We start from the raw sequence: 19,931 nt of genomic DNA on the forward strand, positions 1-19,931 counted from the left end.
TAGCGTTCGAATAGTGATTTTTATCGCCAATTGCAGGTGGGTAATTCAATACAGTATCTACCGTCTATTTTGAGATCACTTGCTTGGAGATTTATCTATGTCAAAACCTATTATTGTTGTGGCGATTGGGGGCAATGCTCTATTGCAACGCGGCGAGGTCATGAGCTGCGAAAACCAACAAAAAAGCATCGCACAAACCGCAAGTTCGCTGGCTGAGTTGAGTAAAAACTATCGTTTAGTCATTGTTCACGGCAATGGTCCACAAGTAGGGCTGCTTTCTTTGCAAAACAACGCATACAAAGACTGTCCGCCTTATCCGTTCGATGTTCTTGGCGCAGAAACACAAGGCATGATTGGGTATTTGATTCAGCAAGGGCTAAACGCTGCGATTGACGACCGCTTTACCACGACGATACTGACGCGGATTGTTGTTGATGAAAATGACCCAGCTATCGCGGACCCTTCTAAATTTATTGGTCCTGTTTATAGCGAGCAGCAAGCGAAACAACTCGCTGAAACACATAATTGGGTCGTGAAACCAGACGGCGCACACTGGCGTCGTGTTGTTCCGTCGCCAAAACCACAAGAGGTGCTGGAAATAAAAGCCATTAAAGATCTGCTTGAAAAGGAACACCTGATCATTTGCGGCGGCGGCGGCGGCGCACCCGTAGTGGAGAAAGATGGCGCCTATGTCGGCTTTGAGGCAGTCATCGATAAAGATATGACAGCGGCTCTTATAGCCGAAGAAATAGGCGCAGAGCACCTACTTATTCTGACTGACGGCACTCACGTCTGTCTAAATTGGGGCACGCCTGAAGAACAAAAACTGGAAAATGTGAGCGTTACACAGATGAAACAATACGATTTTGCTGCGGGCTCTATGGGACCGAAAGTGGACGCGTGTTGTCAGTTTGTTGATAACACAGGAAGCATGGGGCATATCGGCGATTTGTCTTGCGCACTAGAAATCATAGAAGGCAAATCCGGTACTCATGTAAAACGCTAAACGTCTGACAAGCTAATGCCCAAATTGAGGTCGCAGGTCAACGTTTATCAAGCATCGACACTGTGGCCTTTACTATTTGGCGTTAATTAAATCTTGGATAGGCAATAAAATATGCGCAAAGTCAGCACAGAGGAAAAACTGTTAAAAATTAACCAAGCGGTTGTCCGCTTGATAGAAAGACGAGAAGCGACGGATATTTCTATGTACGATGTGGCGAAAGAGTGTGGCATGGCGACCTCTACGGTTTATCATCATTATCCTAATATAGAAAATTTATTTCATAGTTTATTAAAAAATGTGTTTGTTGATTTTGATTTATTATTAGGTCGGTGCATTAATGAAGATCAAGTTTTCCATTGGACTGATATTAATCGGATGATCGAAACGGCGTATGTGAATTACTACAACCAAAACCCTATCGCAAAAAAATTAATATTAGGTCGCCACACTTTCGCCGAATTGGGACATGCTGATACCGAGCACGACCTTGAATTAGGGCACCAAGTTGAAATGATCTATCGCCAGTTTTTTGATATTCCTCAGCTACCTCAGCCAATCAATATTTTCGCTATTTCTTTGCAAGTCGCCGATAAAATCTATTCTCTCTCTTACCGTAAGTACGGTTACATCACCCCTGAATTAGCCACAGAAGCACTGCGCCTTTCTGAAGCGTATCTGCAACTCTACATTCCACCCATTTGCCAACGAACGTACTAGATTTCAGAAGCGTGCTGTTTGTGTATCAACGAATGGCTTGCGACAATCCTGTGCGACAATCCTGATTAGAAACCCGTGTCAGCCAACTTAACCAACATCTTAAGGCTGGCTGAATAGTAATCTTCATAACGACTGATATGAGTTGAACTCGGCGACAGCTCTCCCATGGTGAAATCTCGAACCGCTAATAGTCCGCCACTCATTGGATAATCAGCTTTTTGATTGCCACTAACCATCTCCCAAGCGGGTGTAGTCAACCGATTATAAGGAGAAAACAGCGCCTGCCAACGTGCCAAGATCGGATGATCCGGATTACGCCAAGCAATATACACTGGCACTCTAATCGCGTCATAGCTCGCACGAGCCGGCCATTGCGTGGCTGGAGACGTGGTTCCATCAGCATATAAAGTGATCCAGTCGGTCGCTATCTTGCGCTTACCCCAATCAATATCGAGCATCAATTGCTGGGTGTCGTCTATTAGCGTCTGCAAATCATACAGGCGTGTGCGAGCGAAAAAATCCTGCCATGCAGGATAAATAAAGTACGACGGATTCAGCGTCATACTGGAAGCAAAAGTAAACCCATGGCTCCCAGGCAACATGACCTTTTTACCGGCAAAATCGACAATATTATGTTTTAACAACGCACGCAGTATTTTATCGGAGGCTTGTAGATAGTGTCGCTGATCCCACTGTTGCCCAGCTTTTAATAGTGCCCAAGCAATAAGCACATCGCCATCCGAGGCGTTATTCTTATCTTCGATTGGCGTAGCGGCATTGGGATTATATTTCCAATAAAATAGACCCGTTGCCTCATCATGTAAGGTCGCTTGAGTCCATTTCCATAGCTGCTCAAAGGTCTGCGGATCGTCGAACGCCACGGCGAATAACATCCCAAAACCTTGACCTTCACTGTGACTAATATTTTGATTTCCCGTATCAACCACTCGACCATCCGCTTGAATAAATCGCTGTTTATAACGCAACCAATCTGTGTCACTGGCAGCATGAACCGGAAGTACCAACGCAGCCATAAAAATCACCAGCCATTTTGTAAACAACATCACTTTCCTTTTATGCGTCGTTTTGTTTTAACATCAATCGATGAGTCGTCATTGAAATATCAGTAATCAGTGAAACATCAGTAATCATTAAAATAATGTCTTAGCCAGATTTGTCCCAGCGCCTCATTATAGGAACCAAAGGTGTCATACAACACTCGCGCTTCGAGCATTAAGTTGCGCTGAATCAGGTACTGCAACGTGGCATTAAATTGATAACCGATGCCACCAACGGCTTCACCGTCATAATACGCTTCTTCGGTGTAACCCAACCCAGCGTAATACTCCAGCTCGGATTGCAATGCACCATCATTCGGGTAATAACCGGCAGAATCTAAACTGTATGACTGATAACCCAACGAGCCACCAATAGAATAATTCAGCCCCATATACTCATGGCTATAGGTAAACGGGAACGCGATATTGACGTAGTTTTGTGGACTAAAGTAGCCACCATGTCCCATGGTGAAATAACTCAAGTTTTCAGCAAAGTTGAGATAAGACATGCTGATACCCGCTTTTAGTTCAGCATCATCGTTAACATGCGGTCTAAAATAGAAGCCGGAACTGACGCCGAGGCTGGTATTATCCGCGACATTTTCGCCAAGGTAAGCCCAACCCTCAGCATTAACATAGTAGCCTGCAAAACCATCATCGTAACTCAGCGCAACTTCAGCGCCATTTTTGGTGACTTGACCCCAAGTTTGACCCGAATATTTATCGGTTACCCCTGCGTAAGACAACAAGCTATCTTTGATGAGTCTTCTTTGAGCCGACAAAGTAAGACGCGTAAAGTTGTTAAGCTTCGGACGCCACTCTACGCCACCGACGAATGTATTTTCTTCAAACCCCAGCGGCGTGGTACCAATATCCAAGGTGTAGTCACGACCTTGCATTGACATGGCAACTTCTACCCCAGTTTGCTGTTGAGAACCTTGCGATGCCACAGAAGGCAACTCGTCACCATTGAGCTCTGATAAATCCTCATCTTCCGCAACCTGCCCTTGAATTGTCGCCCCCGTACCAAAGCGGCGACTGGCATCACCGGAAGAAGAACCCGAATTCAATGCAACCGCACTCACCTCTACTTTGAAGCGAGTATTGGCAAAAGGCTGCGTAGACCAAGCCAAGGTAGACTTAGCTTCGGTTAACTTACTCAGACCCGCTTCCCCTTCTCTACCACGGATCTCGATATCCGCTTCAAGCCGTGACGAGGTTTCTTGACCTATGCTTGCGATCAACTTATCCACTTGAGCTAAGGTTTGCTGCTGAGTCGTTAATTTAGGCACATCAGAACGACTATTTCCGTCGCTTTCCACCTGCCAAGGCATAGTCGTACCGTAGACGGATTGTGCACTGACATCCGCTAGAGGATTGGAATGGGTTCGGAATGGGTTATCCGCTAATAGCTGACCACCTTGCATCGGGCTTGAAGATATCGACGTCAGCTCCATGCCGAGTAATTTACCCCGAGCATTTCGCAATGTCGCCATCGCTTGCTGATGGTCGCCCTCAGCATGATAGACGCGCGCCAGCAATAATAGTCTTGATGGACTTTGAGTATCTTTGAGTTCTTTGGCAAGCTCGCGAGCCGTTTGCGGATCATTATTGGCGAGTGCAATATTAATCGCCCCAATGCGTGCATCCTGCTGATTGCTGTCTTGATCCGTTGAAATAAGATAGTCATACACCACACCAGCTTCTTGGTGCATCTTGCCGGATTGATACAGTCTTGCCATCGCAAGCATCAGCTCAACACTGTTTGGATCTTGCTGCAATGCCATGGTCAACACATCATAAGCTGGCGCATAATGCCCCGCTAAACGCAGTTGATCAGCCTCAGCAATAACATAAACGTTTCTTGCTCTCGCCAGTTGAGCCTCGCTGCTATTGGCGGTGATCAGCGGATCATTAAGAAGATTCTGTGCCGCTTTTTTCAAACCCGCCTGATAGAGAATAGTAATGTGGTTCGCGTAATCTTGCGCATTGCCCTCGATGCCTTGATCGAGATTCTTTTGGATGGTTTCAACCGCTAGGTTCATGTCACCACTTTGCACCATCAACTCTGCCGCTTTACCAGCTTGATAAGGTTTATCAAACGGCTCTGACGCCAATGCTTTGAGTAGCTCTAGCGATTTATCTCTATTTCCCTGTGCAATATAACTGGCAACACGATCCAAGGTTTGATTAAGCAAGCCCTCTTGATAGAGGCCGTCCATTCTGTCGGTTCTTTCTGCCTCAGGAATGCGTCCAAGATACGAGTTAGCGCGCTGCCACTGATCTTGACCAGAATAATAAACCGCAGCCGCATACAAAGACTCATTGGACGCTTCGGAGCGATACAGATGTGCGATCACTTGTTCGGCTTCACTTCCTCTGTTGGTCAAGTGCAGCAAACGGGCCAATTCGAGTCTCATCCACGGGTTATTGGGGAGCCTATCGACGCCGTTTTCTATGATAACAATCGCAGTTTCAATGTTACCCATTGCTACCGCCTGCTCCGCTAAACTGCGAATATTACCGAACTGGTCGGCGGATTTTATCTTGCGTTGCTGCTCCGCAGGCAGATCGTTAAGCAGTTGCTGAGCTCTTTCAGCATCATTTTGTTCAACTAGCACATAATACAGCTGCTCTTTTGCCGCCGAATTTTTAGGGCTCGACTTAAGCACCGATGACAACAGTCTTTCTGCTTCGCTGTAATCGCCAACTTGTCTCAACAATTGGGCTCTAAACAGTTTTGCTGTGTTACCTAGTTGGTCTGAACGCGCCGCCAAAGGATGACTTAACTGCAAAGCCTGTTTGACGTTGCCTTGTTTCTGCTGCTGTTTGGCACGGTTTAAGTCCGCATAGAACTTAGCTTCGCTCGCTTGTTTTCTTCTGGCGCTCGCCTGTTTACCACCAAGACTTGCAGAGCGACTCAGGTAATCGGCTGCTTTAGCAAAGTCCCCTTGCTGAGAATAAACGTAACCCAAACCCGCTAATGCATCGGCATCTTTGGGGTTAACATCAATCGCTTGTAAAAAAGCACGTTTCGCCTGGGTTAACTGACCCTTGTTAAGCAGCTCAAAGCCACTACTTCTGACCGCATTACTGACTTTTTTATCGAATAACTGCTTGATCTCTTTATCTTGCGGATGCCTTTTTACCCAAGCTTGATAATAGCGTTCATCCTCAGGTGTCGGTTGTAACCACAATAGCGTCTGTCTTAGACTTGCATCGGCTTCTTTGTTCGTCTCCGCCATGCTTTGCAGCATATCCATTCCTTGGCGGCGGGTACTTTTCCGGTAACTAAGGACCTTGGCATAGGTCAGCTTAATGGCGGTATTTTCCGGGTAGCGACGATATAACTCTTTAAGTTGTGTTTTCGCCTCGTTGTATTGAGCCTTATCACTGGCCATAGTGAGATAATACTCAGGCGCCAGTGCCAAAGGCGGCTCACCGTCCTCAAACAAGGTTCTCCACGTTTCTAGAGCTTGTTGCAAATTGCCAGTATTTGCTAAGCGACGCGCTTGCTCAAGTTGTGCTTGCGGTAATTGCTTAAGCCCTGCTCGTGACTGCAATTGCTGCAAATATGGCGATTGTGGCGCCGTTTGAGCCAGTCTCGTTTGCCACTCAACGGCTTGTTTTGTATCACCGCGTTGATCGGCCCAAAGCGACAAATAATAGAGCGCGCGCTCATTGTCCGCTTCCACCATCAAGACTTTTTCAAGCGATTCGCTTGCCAAGGTATCGTTGGACTTAGAGTGCCAATATTCCGCCTGCTCAAACAAGGTATTCAGCGTCGAGTTATTCGCGGCTAATTCAGTGGCATTAACATTCATACTCAGCGCTTGCACCAAGCAGGTTAACGAAATCATGGATTGAATTTTATACTGCATCTTAATTACTGATCTTTATGTTGGTGCTGAGAAGACGTCAGTCGTCTTTGTGCGACTTTGACAAGCGTTGGATAGATGGCGAAGCCTAAAATCATTGAAACTAACAACAAAATGCCGACCAACATGACACTATGTTGGTTGGCATACCACATCACGACTTGATACCAAGGTAGCTCTCCTGATGGGAAGGTGGTCGAGACTTGGAAGCTGGCCACATCGTTATCATTGGTGATAATGGTGGTGTCGCCACGAATGGCGGCATTCGTCGATTGAGATTGTAAGTCCGCGCCAATCTTTGATAGCTGTTCACTGTGCGACGCCGACACTAACACCACTACGCGCTCGGGATCCCAAGGCGAGCGATAGCTTAAGAATCCACGCCATTGAGAGGCAGAAGCAAAATATCGTTCCGCCTCCAAACGCTGTAAAGACCACTCGCCCAGTAGCATGTTGCGCCATTTTTCAACTAAGCCAATTTCCTTTAACCCAATATGATTTTGTTTCATGGTATAGGGAGAGTCAGAGAACAGAGCCTGATTGAAAACCTCGTCGGACATGACTGAGACGGCTAACACATCCCTTGAAACTAATCGTTTTGTATCCGGCATACCTAAATAGACATCGGGATAAGTAACAACCGAGCCCGTGGCACTGCCTGAACGAGAGGTTAAATTCAACAACACTGCGATCTGCTCAGCTTTCGGACTTTCTGGCAAGACAATAGCTGTGTCTGATAGATCGGAATAGCGACTAAAAGGGAATGAAGCCCCGACAAAAAACGATAGGTTGGGTAATTTGGCAAAATGACGCGTTTGGGTAAGATCCAAGTTGGAATTTTCTCCAATGCTGCTGCGTATATTGGCATTGGCAAGCTGATGGCAAGGCGTACCCGGCTGGTAAGAGAGATTAAAAAACAGAGACAGCTCATTATCGCCATAAATCATATAAGGCTGCACTGGCACGCGAGCCTGTTCTTTTCTTATATCGCCGCCCAACTGGTGCCAAATTTTTTCTAGGGTACCGGTTTTATTCACCGCTAATCCGGTCAGATACTGTTGATTAAGGGTAATGCTGAGCAGAGACTGTTCGTCACTCATCCAATCCACGGTAGGGAAACGATAGTCGATATTGAGTGGCACGCTGTTACCATCCCACAAGAACAGATCGGGCGCGGCTCTAAAGCTGATGTTCATCGGTTCGTGCCAAACCCCTGAAGTCACTAAACTTTGAGACTCCGAGAGTAAATCACGCAGATAGGTCGGGCGATCAGTGGGCAACCAACGTGGCGCATCATAAGCAGAACGTTTTGCAATCGCCTGTTGTTTTACGCCAAAGGATTGTGCGCCATGCGGAAATTTTTCATGAATCAAAGTCCACACCGCGGAGCGCAATTGCTGTTTATCTTTACCAGCGACCATCAGTAGATTGTGTTTGGGACTCACTGGGTTACTGATGATTTTAATATAAGGATGTTCACTGTATGGAAAGGTTAAAGACCCTATTTTTTCTCCGGGAGCGGCGAAAACAATGCCATTTTCTTTTGGCAACTCACCAAGTGTGACCGCAAAGTCGCTGGTCTTATGGTCTGTCTGGATACCAAACCAAGAAGAGAGCATCGCTGCCGCTGAAACCTGAGAACTGGAAGGCGTTTGCGGTAAGCCAACAAATACACGACCACCGTCAAAATAGCTGGTATCAATAAAGGGCTCTGGGAATCGACTTAAGGCGGGTGTGACGCTTAACGCCGTCGTGTCAACAATGATACGACTGGTTGGCAGAATCGTTAAGTCCGGCGTTGGAATCGCTTCGGGGTAACACAAGATCTGACCACTCTGTTCTAACTGAAATGCGATAACCGTTTGTGAAGTCATCAACACTGCAGGGATATCTAACAAATAACTCGCTTGGGTTTCAAACATCGTCCCAAACGGCAATTGGGCGATTTGTTGACCATTGAGGCTAACCGTCAGACTGTCCCCACGGTCAATCAGCGTTTGCTTAACATCAATATCCAACACCAACTGCGCTTTATTTACCAACTGATCGGCAGGCATACCAAGGCGCAGACCCGCCTGAGTTTGTCCCTGCATAAAGCGTATACCTTGAGAATGACCAAGTTGTTGGAAAGTCACTTCCTGACTAAACACATGGGAAGTCAATAGCAGCATGGTCAAGAAGACAGACTGCACTTTAGATAAGCACTTCACGTTGGATAAGCACTTCACGTTGGAAAGGCTCCTCACCTTAGAAAGGCGACTCAGCAGCAATCGCATCATGAGGTCAGCTCCTGTTTAGCGGTGTCTTTATTCGCTGCTATCTCTTTATTTTCTAAACCTTTGTTACTACGTCGCTCCCGAATGGAGGCACGCAATACGTCATAAACACATTGGCTGATCGTCACCATCGAGCGCAGTGCATTATCTTTGGCTCTTGGTGGTGTCACCCAAGCATCGGCTCGTGCTAGCACAATTCTCACTAGCTCACGGCGCTGGGTTATCGACATCTCATCAAACTGCAACGCGCAGCCTTTTGCATTGATGATTGTTTTGGTCACTGGAATTGAAATCGCGCCAGATTGCAGTTCTAACTCAACCTGTTCAATGGGAGATTCGGGTTGCTGATGAATATCAAGCAGGCAACCTCCCATCGAAACATCAATTGTATTCGAGCGAGATGCAATGCCGTTTGCATAATGAACCACAGCAGGAATAGTCACATCCAAACGTATCGTGTTACGCACCTGCTTGGTTTCCCTTCCTGTTGCAATCGCCGCACTCAAGAAAAACAAGCTATAAAACGCCCAGCCAATATTAAGCGCGAGCACATTGGGATTCATATCGAATTGATGGTGGAAAACCATTCGCCACCCGCCCCAAAGTACCGCGACAACAAGCAGTAGCGCCACAATGATGTGGGGACGAACGATATTGAAATCGAAATAAGTTTTGTCGAGCAACTGCCCTTTGTCGGTAACGTTAAATTTACCTCTATGCGGTGAGAAAATGGTGATCAAGGTCGGAATGACCAGATGCAATGACAAAGCAATGTCGTAAATATCACCCCAAAAACTATAACGATGCTGACCGTTCAATCGTGATGTCACCATCGTGGAAATGATAAAATGCGGCAATGCGTAGGCAAAAATTACGGGCGCTGAGGCGTGAATAATTTTCAAGTCAAACAACAAGTACGCCAATGGGGCGACCAGATAAATTACCCTCGGCAACGGAAATAAAAAGTACATCATCGCACTGAGATAACACAGTCTTTGCTGAATACTCAGCCCTTTACCGAATAAAGGGTTGTCTAACCGGAAAATCTGTACCATCCCCCGAGCCCAACGGTTACGCTGCACAACGTGAACACCCAAACGTTCTGTGGCTAAACCCGCCGAGAGTCTAAGCGGCAAGTACGCCGTGCTCCACCCTAATCGCTGCATTTTTAATGCAGTGTGCGCGTCCTCGGTGACGGTTTCGACCGCAATACCGCCAATTTCCTCAATAGCCGTACGTCTTAATACCGCACAGGAACCACAGAAAAAACTCGCATTCCAAGTGTCGTTACCTTGTTGAATCGGACCATAAAATAGCTCGCCTTCATTAGGAATATCTCGACCACCGTAGAGGTTTCGTTCAAAAGGATCGGGAGAGTAAAAATGGTGAGGGGTTTGGATAATGCCCAGTTTAGGATCTTTAACAAATGCGCCGACCGTTGCCTGCAAAAAAATCCGAGTCGAAACGTGGTCACAATCGAAAATACAGATCAAATCACCCTTCGTAAGCTTTAACGCATTATTAAGGTTGCCCGCTTTTGCGTGGGTATTATCCGTACGCGTGATATAGCCAACACCTGAGTTCGCGGCAAACACAGCAAACTCCTGTCGATTTCCGTCATCGAGTAAATAGATGTTGAGCTTGTCTCTTGGATAATCTAAACATTGAGCCGCCAATACCGTATCTTGCACCACATCCAACTCTTCGTTGTACGTTGGAATATACACATCGACGGTTGGCCACAGTGACGTGTCTTTTGGTAGAGGCTCGATCTTGCGCTCAAGTGGAAACGAGGTTTGCAAGTAACCTAGCAATAGCATTGTCCATGAGTAGACCTCGGCAATGAATAATATAATGCCTAAGATCGCTTCAAACTGAGTTTCAAATAATAGGGTTTCCGTCGCCCGGTAATACAGATAGCGCGTGGATGTAATGATGGAAAAAACCACCATCACAATCGATACTTTGCGGCTCTTGCTAAAGTTCAGTAACAATAATGCCCCGAGACTAAACAGCGCAAACAAATACTGTTTATCACCATCCATCGGTGTCATTACCACCAACATAATGATAGGAGTGAGAATGACCAGCAGTAAAATAAGTCTTAATTTGTTCATATTATATTTTTAATTGGAGTGATAACCCTGCAAATTAAGAGGTTAAACCATCACCCACGTTAATATCTAAAGCAGTGATAATCTTATTACTAATCATATCTACGTCAAAGGCAGCGGAAGAGTTAGGATTGAAGTCATATATCGACTTTTGTGAAGCATTGGCTTCGACAACGCTTTCATCTCTGTGGATCTGACCAAGTAATTTATCTTGTAAGCGATCTTGGCTAAATACAATCACCTCACTACTGACTCGTTTTTTAAGATCGGTTTGGTTGAGTACAAAGTAATGGGGGCAATGGGTATTTTCAGCAAACATCTTTTCTACTTTCGGCAACAAGGATAATGAGGCCGTATCCGCCAATAAAGGGGTAATACAAATATCAGCGAGCTTTGATACCGCTCTACATGCCGCGAACTGACTTCCCGGCACATCGGCAATAATCACCAGCTTGGGATCTTGCAGTAAGGAATATAACCCTCGAGAAACAAACAATTCATCCTGCGTTAATCGAGATTCAAAAGCGTCACTTTGTTGATTGCTGGTTTCACCATAAGGCAGAACAAAAATATTATTTTTATACGACAGCGCCATCTCACCCCAATTGGATTGTTCCTGACTCTGCGCAACGTAGCCGCGCTCGTCGCTAATAGGAAGCCCGAAATGGAGTCGAAGGGAGTTTTGGCGGTCAAAATCAATCGCTAACGTCTTAATTCCCTTAGCCGATAGCGCATAACAAAGGTTGGCTACGATAGTCGTGCAGCCCACTCCGCCTTTAGGTGAAGATACAGTAATTAAGGGCATGATACGGCTCGCACTGTGGTGTGTACGTTAGAATATGTCGTTTGTTCGTGTGTTTCTGGAGCGTCAGCGTCTTTATCTGATGGTGTTTCTGCGACTAAATTATGGGCAATGGGAACCATGCTTAGACTTGATAATATCGTCTGATCTCCAGAACCTTGCTGCAATTTAAAGGGTAAAGACGGCTGTTCATTGTGCTGAATGTAGTTATTTTTATCCAATGTACCATCGAGTCTGTCAATAATTTCCATTGAATCACTGGCTATTTTTTCATCAAGTTGATTCAAAATAGCGTAGCGACGAGTTTTATTATGGCGAACATGCGTTGGCATACTAATAAAATTAATAGTATCGCACCCCGTATTTTTCTCGAACCTCTTTAGGTCATCATAGACACTCATTGCTTGTTACATCCTTTAAGCAAAACTTCACATTAACCTGCGTAATGTAACATTTATTTGCAGCCACATGGAACTAATATCACATTATTTTTAGATTATCGTCATTGGCAATGAAATAAGCGCAACCATACCCTTTACGTTGCTTGGCTCTAATGTCTCACTAAATTACAGTCACCCGGTTGGGGTCAGTGTCAGTGTCAGTGGGTCGATTGTTCCGCTCGCCACATGCGGTCTAAGCATTATCATCCGATACCGTTTCTTTGTTACCGGACGAAACGTTAAAGCTGTTTGGATTGGTTTGGTAAATAAGTCTCCATTGGCTAATAACTTGCCTTCTAGACTCATTGTAGAACCGCTACCACTAGACGAACTGCCTCCGCAAGCGGAAGGTGTCGTTAGAGCAATAAGATATAAAACTGTCTTTTCATACTGTGAAGTAACTAACATACAAAGCCCAAAAATCTGCTGTCTGACTTTTGGGCTTTGATTTTTATTCTATGTAACGATTACTTTGATGTTTTTGCGTCACCAAAATATTTCATTGCGCGGTCAACTTCAGCTTGTGATGGCTGATAAACCGTCCATTCATCCTGCTCATTGTTTTTGTATTTGATAAGTTTATTTTCGACATCAAACTCGTAGTACGGGAATACTTCTCTTAGGTTAAAAAATAGCGCGGGTGCAAAAAATAGGATATCAGCAACCAAGTACCCTCCGTTAAACTTTAATGGCATAGAACCATACATAGCGCTATAACCCTCTGACTCAGCCTTAAATTCATATTGACCAAAACTGGTCGTACTGTAGGTATGCTCTTGTTCAAAATCCACCACAAATTGTTCGTTGTCTTTAACGGTCAACGCGGTGTTATCTTGGGTCGTATTAAACTGAGTAGATGCTGAACACCCACAAAGAATGACTGAAAGGGAAATTAAAAAGGTATTTTTCATCGGTTTCTCACAATTGTATAATTTATAAATTACACCAAATCCAATATATCCAATTAGACACAGAGGATAAGTTTAAGGTTCTAAAATCTTGGCTATTCTATTTATTAGCGTTCAATATTTCTAGATATTTATATACCCTATTTACCTCAAAATGCCGAATTCACTGGTAATTTAGGTATCTAATTAAGTTAGTATCATTATACAATTTAAGATATGTGACGCATGGTTTTATAAAAATCATTTATATATTAACAGGATTTATTGAACCTTCGGTCATAAAAACTGACGCTGATTTTGAATGGTACTATCCACAAACGATGCCAATCGTCAAAGTCATCAATGAGCGTTTTTTTTTGCAGCCATGGGCTAAGCATAAGTCGCCGACCGATATTCGGCGACTCGCTCAACCAACAACGAGTGCGCCCGCTGTTGTTTCCATACTAGCCAGAATAGGCTGTGCTATAAGGGTTGCTACAAACTCAGCTTTACTGTTAACGCGGATAACTTGATTCTACTCACCAATCTTGGTGTCTTATTAGCAGAGAGTTGATGTCCAACCCTACCCGTACAGATTTAAATTTGTCAGACACGGCGTAAGTATTATCTAGTCTTCGTGCTCATCAACTGAGAAAGACTCTTCAATTCTTTTTAGTTCTTCTTGTTCTTTCAGCTTAATTTCTTCTTGAACGGCGGCTTTACGTTCGTTCAGTGCTTTTTTTTCTGACTTCGTCAGAAACTTCACCGCCTTCTTGTTTGAAAGTGCGTACGCAACGACATCTTCACCTTTCTCTCTGCGTTCATTTACACGTTGTGAAAAGCGCTCGTTGTCGCGTGCTTTGCGTTCTGCTGAACTCAATTTGCTCATTGATATACCTTTGTAAAAATAAAATGGCTACTTGTATGCCTTCTCGCTGATAAATAAAAACACTTATCTTGCGAATAGCGGGAGTCTAGCATAGATGGGCTATGCTGTACGCCACTTCAATTGGTCTTAGAAAGATTAGGAAGCCCGTAAATCATTCACGCAATAAAAAATCAAAATTTCTTCCATTTATTTTGCGCAAAAAAAAACAATCTACGTCACTGCCGCAAAAACTCAGATTTTCTTAATCTACTTCCATCACTTAAGACAACCAAAAAACAAATAAAGGAAGACACCATGACTAAGCCAAACCTGAAAGCCGCTCAAGGCATGTTATTGGTCACCGTCGGTGCTGCAATGCTTACTGCTTGTAACTCATCCAGCACTCAAGAGCAAATCGCGTGGATAGAAAAATGGGACAGTTTTGCCCACTATGACCAAAAACTAGAGGTCATTGAACAATGCTTTAAACAGGCTAAGGTGCGCAGTCTGATGGATGATATGACCGACAGACAATCACAGGTCTACAACGCCTGCACACTAGAACTAATAACAAAAATCGCCGAGGGCGAAGGGGTATACCTCGAAAAGAAAGTTCTGCAAGCCAATATCGTCCAATTTTAATCGACTGAAATTATTGAGGAAAAGACTATGAGTAATAAAGACAAAGCCCTAGCGATAGCCAACGACGCTAAACAATCCGCCGAGCAACTTACCAGTAACCTAACGCAAAGTGATGCCTTTGCCCGCACTAGCGATGCCCTTGGCAAAGCCAAAGCCGCCGCCTCAGAGGTTGATTACAGCGGGATCAAAATAATGAACCTTTTCTCGGTCTTTGCTTATGCGCTGCTACTCCTTAGCACCTACCTCCCTTTCGCTGAGCTTTTTGGCGCGAGTATTTCACTGGGTGAATTCTCACCAACTTGGCTATACCTGTTAGCGATTTGCGGTCTGCTCTCACACCTATTTGGTGCCAAGCAAGCGCTATCGCGGTTATTAACTCTAAGCTTACTTGCCACGGTTGTGTTAAAAGCGGTCTCCGCTGCAAACGACATGATGCAGGTGAGCAGCTATGGCAGCCGTAATACCTATTCTTTGCCGTTAGATTTACTTGGTCTTGGTTCCTATGTTTTTTTGGCGGCGCTGGTTCTGTTACTCGTGGTGCTGTTCAAGCCAGGCTACAAAACCAACAGCGCACTGTGGAAAAAACTCATCCAAAAATAATCAATAACTAAGGGGCTCAATATGGATTTTAAACCGCGCAAACAGCATCAGTTCTTTCAGATGAACCCCTTAGGTCGTGACTTTATTGTTGGTGATTTGCATGGACAACTCGCTCAATTTTATCGCCAATTACAAGCGGTAGGCTTTGACTACCAAGTTGACCGAGTTTTTTGCTGTGGGGACCTAATTGGTCGCGGTCCCAACTCTGGCGAGGCGCTTAATTTGCTCACTCAGAAATGGTTTTATTCCGTGATGGGCAATCATGAGCAGTTGTTTTTACTCGGATTTGAACAGGCAAAGTACTGGGATATCCTTGCCCGAGAAAACGGCGATTGGTTAGGTCATACCTTACACTGCAGTGATCAGCTGATGCGTTGGAAGACTCTGATAGAGATCTGCATGCCATTAAGCATAACCCTTTCCTATCAAAACATGACTATCGGTCTTGTGCATGCGTCAAGTCTTGGCTGTTGGTCACAGATGCAAAGCGGTCGACTCAGTGCCAGACAGGTATGGCGCAGCTTATGGAGCAGACCACTGAAGCGTATGGGCGCAGTGGCATCGATCACGGAGGTAGATGCTGTCGTCCATGGCCACTGTCCAGTACCTTCTCTGCTGCGTATCGGTAATCGATACTGGACCGACACCTACGCCATGAGCCAGCGCTTGTGTTTGACTCCCCTAGCACTATTCGCTGCCAATAGCACGTTACATGCTGGCTAGACTGGCACACTAAACCTTTGTTACTTTTGAACAAATTTAATTAATATTTTGTTACTATAAGCCTTAAAGAAAGCCCGCAAAGGACTGATGATGTCGATTAAAGATTTGGATGATGCAACTCAGCTATTGCTTGCCTGGCAGAGCCGAGATCAACAGAAAAGCAAAGAGTTTCTAAGTTACGCCTATCAGGATATTCGTAACATTGTCAGTAAATACAAGCAGCAACACAGCCCCAATGAGACACTCCTGCATGACGCAAGTATCACCGAGCTCGCGTCTGAGGCCTTTGTCAAATTGCATCGCTGGCGTAATGACGAGCAGCCCTTCGAAAACCGGAAACAGTTTTTTGATTATGTTCGAGTATCGGTATGGCACCTCCTTTTTGGCCAACCTCATCAGGCTATGGTCAATCGACAGCAAGCTAAAAAGAGCTATCTCAAGCAGCAAATGACAGAGCTCGTGGGGCATCAGCAGCAGTGGGATCAAAATATGGATCTGTCCAAAGCACTAGAGCTACTCCAGCAAAAATACCCTCTACAATCCGAAGTCTTTGAGTTGAAACATTTCGCCATGGTCAGCCAAGCACAAATAGCTGAAATATTGGAAATTTCACCTCGAACTGTCGACAACTATCTGCGCTTTTCAACGGTTTGGTTGCGCACTAAGCTGGATAAATAATGGATATCGTTAGCCTTTACTTTGAGCTCATTGAGCTGCCCTTAGCAGAGCAAAATGCTCGCATGGAGGCGCTTAGCGACTTAGACCCAGAACAACGTGATGAGCTTCGTAATATGCTAGATGCTGGCACCGAACTACTCAGCGGCAGTCAACTTATTGCCAAGCATATGCAAGCCGGTCCAGCCGTCGATTATCAGCGTTACATCGGTCAAGTCGTCATGGGGTTCACCATTACCGAGATCCTCTCTGAGGCAGGCGGCATGGGTCTTGTTTTTCTTGCGCAGCAAGAACTCTACTCCCCTGATAGCAAAGAGCTGAAAGTGCATCGCGCCGCCGTTAAAGTATTGCGTTACGAGCGCATGAACGCCGAGCAGCAGCAACAGTTTTTCTACCGTGAAGCGGCTAGCCTGATGGAACTCGATCAGCCGAATATTTGTAAGATCTACGGCATCTCTCAGATACTCGATCAAGCCTGTATTGTCATGGATTTCATCGATGGCGTCGCGCTTGACGACTGGCTGGCGGAGCATCGTATTGAGCAAGACAAAGTCTTAGCCCTATTTGTGGTTCTTTTAAAAGCTATGTGCTACGCCCATAACAAACATATTTATCATGGCGACCTAAAACCGCAGAACATTCTCGTTGATGGTCAAGGTCAGCTCACCCTTATAGATTTAGGTTTAGCTAAGCAGTTCGACCCGCATGATAAGGACGACTTTACCCAACACTACATTCAGGCTTTTTCGCAATATTGGAGCGCGCCCGAACAGCGACAAGGCAAGTGGAACAAATCCCAATCGGACGTTTATTCTTTGGGGGCAATTCTGGCGTTTATGCTCAGCGGCACAACCCCAAGTCGAGATGATCTCAATACTATCAATGATCGAGAACTTCGGGCGATTATCGCTAAGTCCCTAAGTCCCGACCCAGCGCAGCGTTATCGCGACGCCAATGAGTTTCTCGCAGTTATTCAACGCTTTCGCCAAGGTTTCGCGATAAAGGAATACTCCAATAGCTGGTTATACCGCGCCCAAAAAGGGCTCACCCGACGACCACTAATAAACGCGTCAATTGCGCTCAGCCTAAGCTTATTGATTGGAACCAGTGTCGCGACCTGGCGTCACAACCAAGTGTTGATGGCCGAACAGACCTCCAGTCAACAAGTGATGGCTCAGCTTGAACAAATGCTACGCGATAACTTTCCTCACCTACACCACCGCTTTGAGCAGCCTCCAGTTGAACAACTTTACGTTCAAGGAGCCAAACGCTGGCTAGGTCAGCAGCAAAATTTAACCAAGCAAGCAAGAATGCAAACCGGCTTGCTGTTTATTCAGGGCTTGTTTATTGACTACAGCGAAAACGTAGATCTTGTTTTCGACATCCTAGAAGCCTTGGAGGTTGCAACTGAACTCGATATGCAAAACGAGCAACAACTGCAGCTACAGTATTATTGGATGCTTGCTCACACCTTCAACGCCTTTAAAGGCATTGAAACGACCTACGGTGACGATAACTTTAGTTTTTACAATTACCGCAACGATCCCAGCCTAATTCCCGATAGCAACCCCGCAGCACCGCTGGCAAAACAACTTATTGCCTCACTTAACTCGCAGCAACAGCTTAACCCACTACAGCTCCATGCCATCATCGCAGCGCTAAAGGTCCCCATGCCCTTCGACATAGAGCTGCGAAGGTTGCAATACCAAGCACTTTTTGCCCAAGCGAGCCCCTATTTATTAGAAGCGCACGCATTAAATACCGCCCAGCGTTTAGACTTGTTGGCGTTTATTTACCTCGGCAGCGCGGAAAGTCCGTTTTTCGACCAAAGCCGCGCAGTCAATAACTTGGATCACCACTTTGAGTTGCGTCAACAGATGCGCAGCATCTTACCGGCATTAACGGATATGCTTGGAGTTGAGTCACTGAGTATTCAAGACTACTATCGTCTGCAGTTGGCGATCACGGCTATCGATCCTACGCAAAGTCCAGCGCAACTACAGGCTTTGATCAGCCCACAACTCAACGAGCTGCTTTCGCAAACCCAATTGGTCGACAGCGCCCAAATAAACACCATTGAGTTGCAATTTAACCCGTTTTCCGAAGCGAGCTACGACCACAACAAAGACATTGTACGCGACAATCTCGCTGAGTTTCGTCGCCGCTATGGCAGCGAATACGGAGACATGATGACCCACCTAAGCCTGCTACAAAAACAGAGCCTGCGCTTAGGCAGTCCAGTAATCATCAACTATTTAGACAACTATCTACAAAGCCAAGCAATGCGTGTGAGACGTTTAGATTGGAAGCATGACTCTGCCTATCAAGGCCTAGATCTTGCCATTATTCAGCACGATTGGGATAAGGTTCAACAGCTCTTATCAGAGCTTGAGACAGACTTTGAGCTCTACTTTAAATTACTCGAAGACAACGGTCTTGAAGCATATGGCATACGTCAGTTGCATCGACACGCTTGGACGCCAGCAATCAATAACGACTGGAAATCCGCAGAGCAACAAATTGCCCAGTCCAAACTCAGTGCCCGCGAGCAAAAAATCTATCTGGCCATTTTGAGTCTTAATCTGGGCAAAGTAAATGACACCCTAATTCTACTGCCAAAGCCTAGCGACCTGCCACAAACACTCAGTTTTGAATTTGACCAAGGCTTTTACCAACTCAACGAGCTTATCTACTTTTATGGCAAGCACGTTGAGCCTAAAGAGGCCATTGAACAGCTTGAAGCGCGTATAGCGAACAATAAAGAATACCGCAATATCTTCAACGCCGCTCAAGCCCTGTACCTATGCGACTTACTACTTGACGTCGGAGAGGATCAGCGCGCTAGGCAAATGTTCACAGAGCTTCAAGACCAGCAGAAAGCTTTTGCGTTTCGAGATGATTGGCAGCAGCTTTGGGGTAAATTGAGCAACCAGCTCTAAGAGCGCCACAATATAATAAACATATACCCAAGTTACCTCAAAATATAGGATTCAGATGTAATAAGGGTATATACCAAAATGACAATGATTGATCCTTTCCTTAATCCCACGCTATTAAACACAGCAACACATTGAAAGCCTATTTGACCATTAATTAAACAACGTTAGCGTAATACCAAAAGAGACCGCTTAATTTGAGAAAGACCTTATTTCCCACTTTAAGCGGCTTTGATTTATCAAACGACGTGGCGAGCTACAAGTTGCGAGCAATTTTCTTGGTCATAAAAAATGATACGCATTACTTTT

At 45.3% G+C, this 19,931-nt stretch carries 15 protein-coding genes; 7 read left to right on the forward strand and 8 right to left on the reverse strand.

Annotated features, from left to right (window positions below; genetic code table 11):
- Positions 1-97 precede the first annotated feature (97 nt).
- Positions 98-1,006 (forward strand): carbamate kinase, encoded by a 909-nt coding sequence (gene arcC / locus L9Q39_RS08250; RefSeq protein ID WP_237484614.1) that lies wholly within the window; start codon positions 98-100, stop codon positions 1,004-1,006.
- 111 nt (positions 1,007-1,117) lie between these two features.
- Positions 1,118-1,723, forward strand: coding sequence for a TetR/AcrR family transcriptional regulator (locus L9Q39_RS08255; RefSeq protein ID WP_237484615.1), 606 nt, complete (start codon positions 1,118-1,120; stop codon positions 1,721-1,723).
- Positions 1,724-1,788: 65 nt separating this feature from the next.
- On the opposite strand, the gene L9Q39_RS08260 is transcribed toward L9Q39_RS08255, so the two are convergent.
- The 8 genes from L9Q39_RS08260 to L9Q39_RS08295 all read right to left on the reverse strand — a co-directional run bounded on the left by L9Q39_RS08260 (position 1,789) and on the right by L9Q39_RS08295 (position 14,067).
- Positions 1,789-2,787 (reverse strand): family 8 glycosyl hydrolase, encoded by a 999-nt coding sequence (locus tag L9Q39_RS08260; protein ID WP_237484616.1) that lies wholly within the window; start codon positions 2,785-2,787, stop codon positions 1,789-1,791.
- A gap of 77 nt (positions 2,788-2,864) precedes the next feature.
- Positions 2,865-6,662 carry a cellulose biosynthesis protein BcsC gene (locus L9Q39_RS08265; RefSeq protein ID WP_237484617.1) on the reverse strand — a complete coding sequence of 1,266 codons (3,798 nt, stop codon included), beginning with the start codon at positions 6,660-6,662 and terminating at the stop codon, positions 2,865-2,867.
- 5 nt (positions 6,663-6,667) lie between these two features.
- Complete coding sequence (bcsB, locus tag L9Q39_RS08270; RefSeq protein ID WP_237484618.1) at positions 6,668-8,887, reverse strand: cellulose biosynthesis cyclic di-GMP-binding regulatory protein BcsB; 2,220 nt, start codon at positions 8,885-8,887, stop codon at positions 6,668-6,670.
- Between the two features lie 47 nt (positions 8,888-8,934).
- The gene (gene bcsA / locus L9Q39_RS08275; RefSeq protein WP_237484619.1) at positions 8,935-11,052 is read right to left on the reverse strand and encodes a UDP-forming cellulose synthase catalytic subunit; all 2,118 of its coding nucleotides are present in this window, start codon (positions 11,050-11,052) and stop codon (positions 8,935-8,937) included.
- 34 nt (positions 11,053-11,086) lie between these two features.
- Positions 11,087-11,854, reverse strand: coding sequence for a cellulose biosynthesis protein BcsQ (gene bcsQ / locus L9Q39_RS08280; RefSeq protein WP_237484620.1), 768 nt, complete (start codon positions 11,852-11,854; stop codon positions 11,087-11,089).
- Positions 11,845-12,252, reverse strand: a complete 408-nt coding sequence (gene bcsO / locus L9Q39_RS08285) for a cellulose biosynthesis protein BcsO (protein ID WP_237484621.1) — start codon at positions 12,250-12,252, stop codon at positions 11,845-11,847. The genes bcsQ and bcsO overlap by 10 nt, the downstream gene beginning before the upstream one ends.
- 506 nt (positions 12,253-12,758) lie before the next feature.
- The gene (locus L9Q39_RS08290) at positions 12,759-13,202 is read right to left on the reverse strand and encodes a hypothetical protein (RefSeq protein ID WP_237484622.1); all 444 of its coding nucleotides are present in this window, start codon (positions 13,200-13,202) and stop codon (positions 12,759-12,761) included.
- 604 nt (positions 13,203-13,806) lie between these two features.
- Positions 13,807-14,067, reverse strand: coding sequence for a DNA polymerase III subunit epsilon (locus L9Q39_RS08295; RefSeq protein ID WP_237484623.1), 261 nt, complete (start codon positions 14,065-14,067; stop codon positions 13,807-13,809).
- 294 nt (positions 14,068-14,361) lie between these two features.
- Between L9Q39_RS08295 and L9Q39_RS08300 the strand changes: the two genes are divergently transcribed.
- From L9Q39_RS08300 to L9Q39_RS08320, 5 genes are all read left to right on the forward strand, one after another.
- Positions 14,362-14,688 carry a hypothetical protein gene (locus L9Q39_RS08300; RefSeq protein ID WP_237484624.1) on the forward strand — a complete coding sequence of 109 codons (327 nt, stop codon included), beginning with the start codon at positions 14,362-14,364 and terminating at the stop codon, positions 14,686-14,688.
- A gap of 27 nt (positions 14,689-14,715) precedes the next feature.
- A complete protein-coding gene (locus tag L9Q39_RS08305; protein WP_237484625.1) occupies positions 14,716-15,288 on the forward strand; it encodes a hypothetical protein in 573 nt (190 codons plus the stop codon).
- A gap of 21 nt (positions 15,289-15,309) precedes the next feature.
- Positions 15,310-16,011: a metallophosphoesterase gene (locus tag L9Q39_RS08310; protein WP_237484626.1), complete on the forward strand. Its 702-nt coding sequence runs from the start codon at positions 15,310-15,312 to the stop codon at positions 16,009-16,011.
- 90 nt (positions 16,012-16,101) lie between these two features.
- Complete coding sequence (locus L9Q39_RS08315) at positions 16,102-16,689, forward strand: sigma-70 family RNA polymerase sigma factor (protein WP_237484627.1); 588 nt, start codon at positions 16,102-16,104, stop codon at positions 16,687-16,689.
- Entirely contained in the window at positions 16,689-19,625 is a 2,937-nt protein-coding gene (locus L9Q39_RS08320) for a serine/threonine protein kinase (RefSeq protein WP_237484628.1), read from the forward strand. The genes L9Q39_RS08315 and L9Q39_RS08320 overlap by 1 nt, the downstream gene beginning before the upstream one ends.
- Positions 19,626-19,931: the final 306 nt, after the last annotated feature.

The organism is Vibrio hippocampi (genome assembly GCF_921292975.1).
Lineage (GTDB): Bacteria > Pseudomonadota > Gammaproteobacteria > Enterobacterales > Vibrionaceae > Vibrio > Vibrio hippocampi.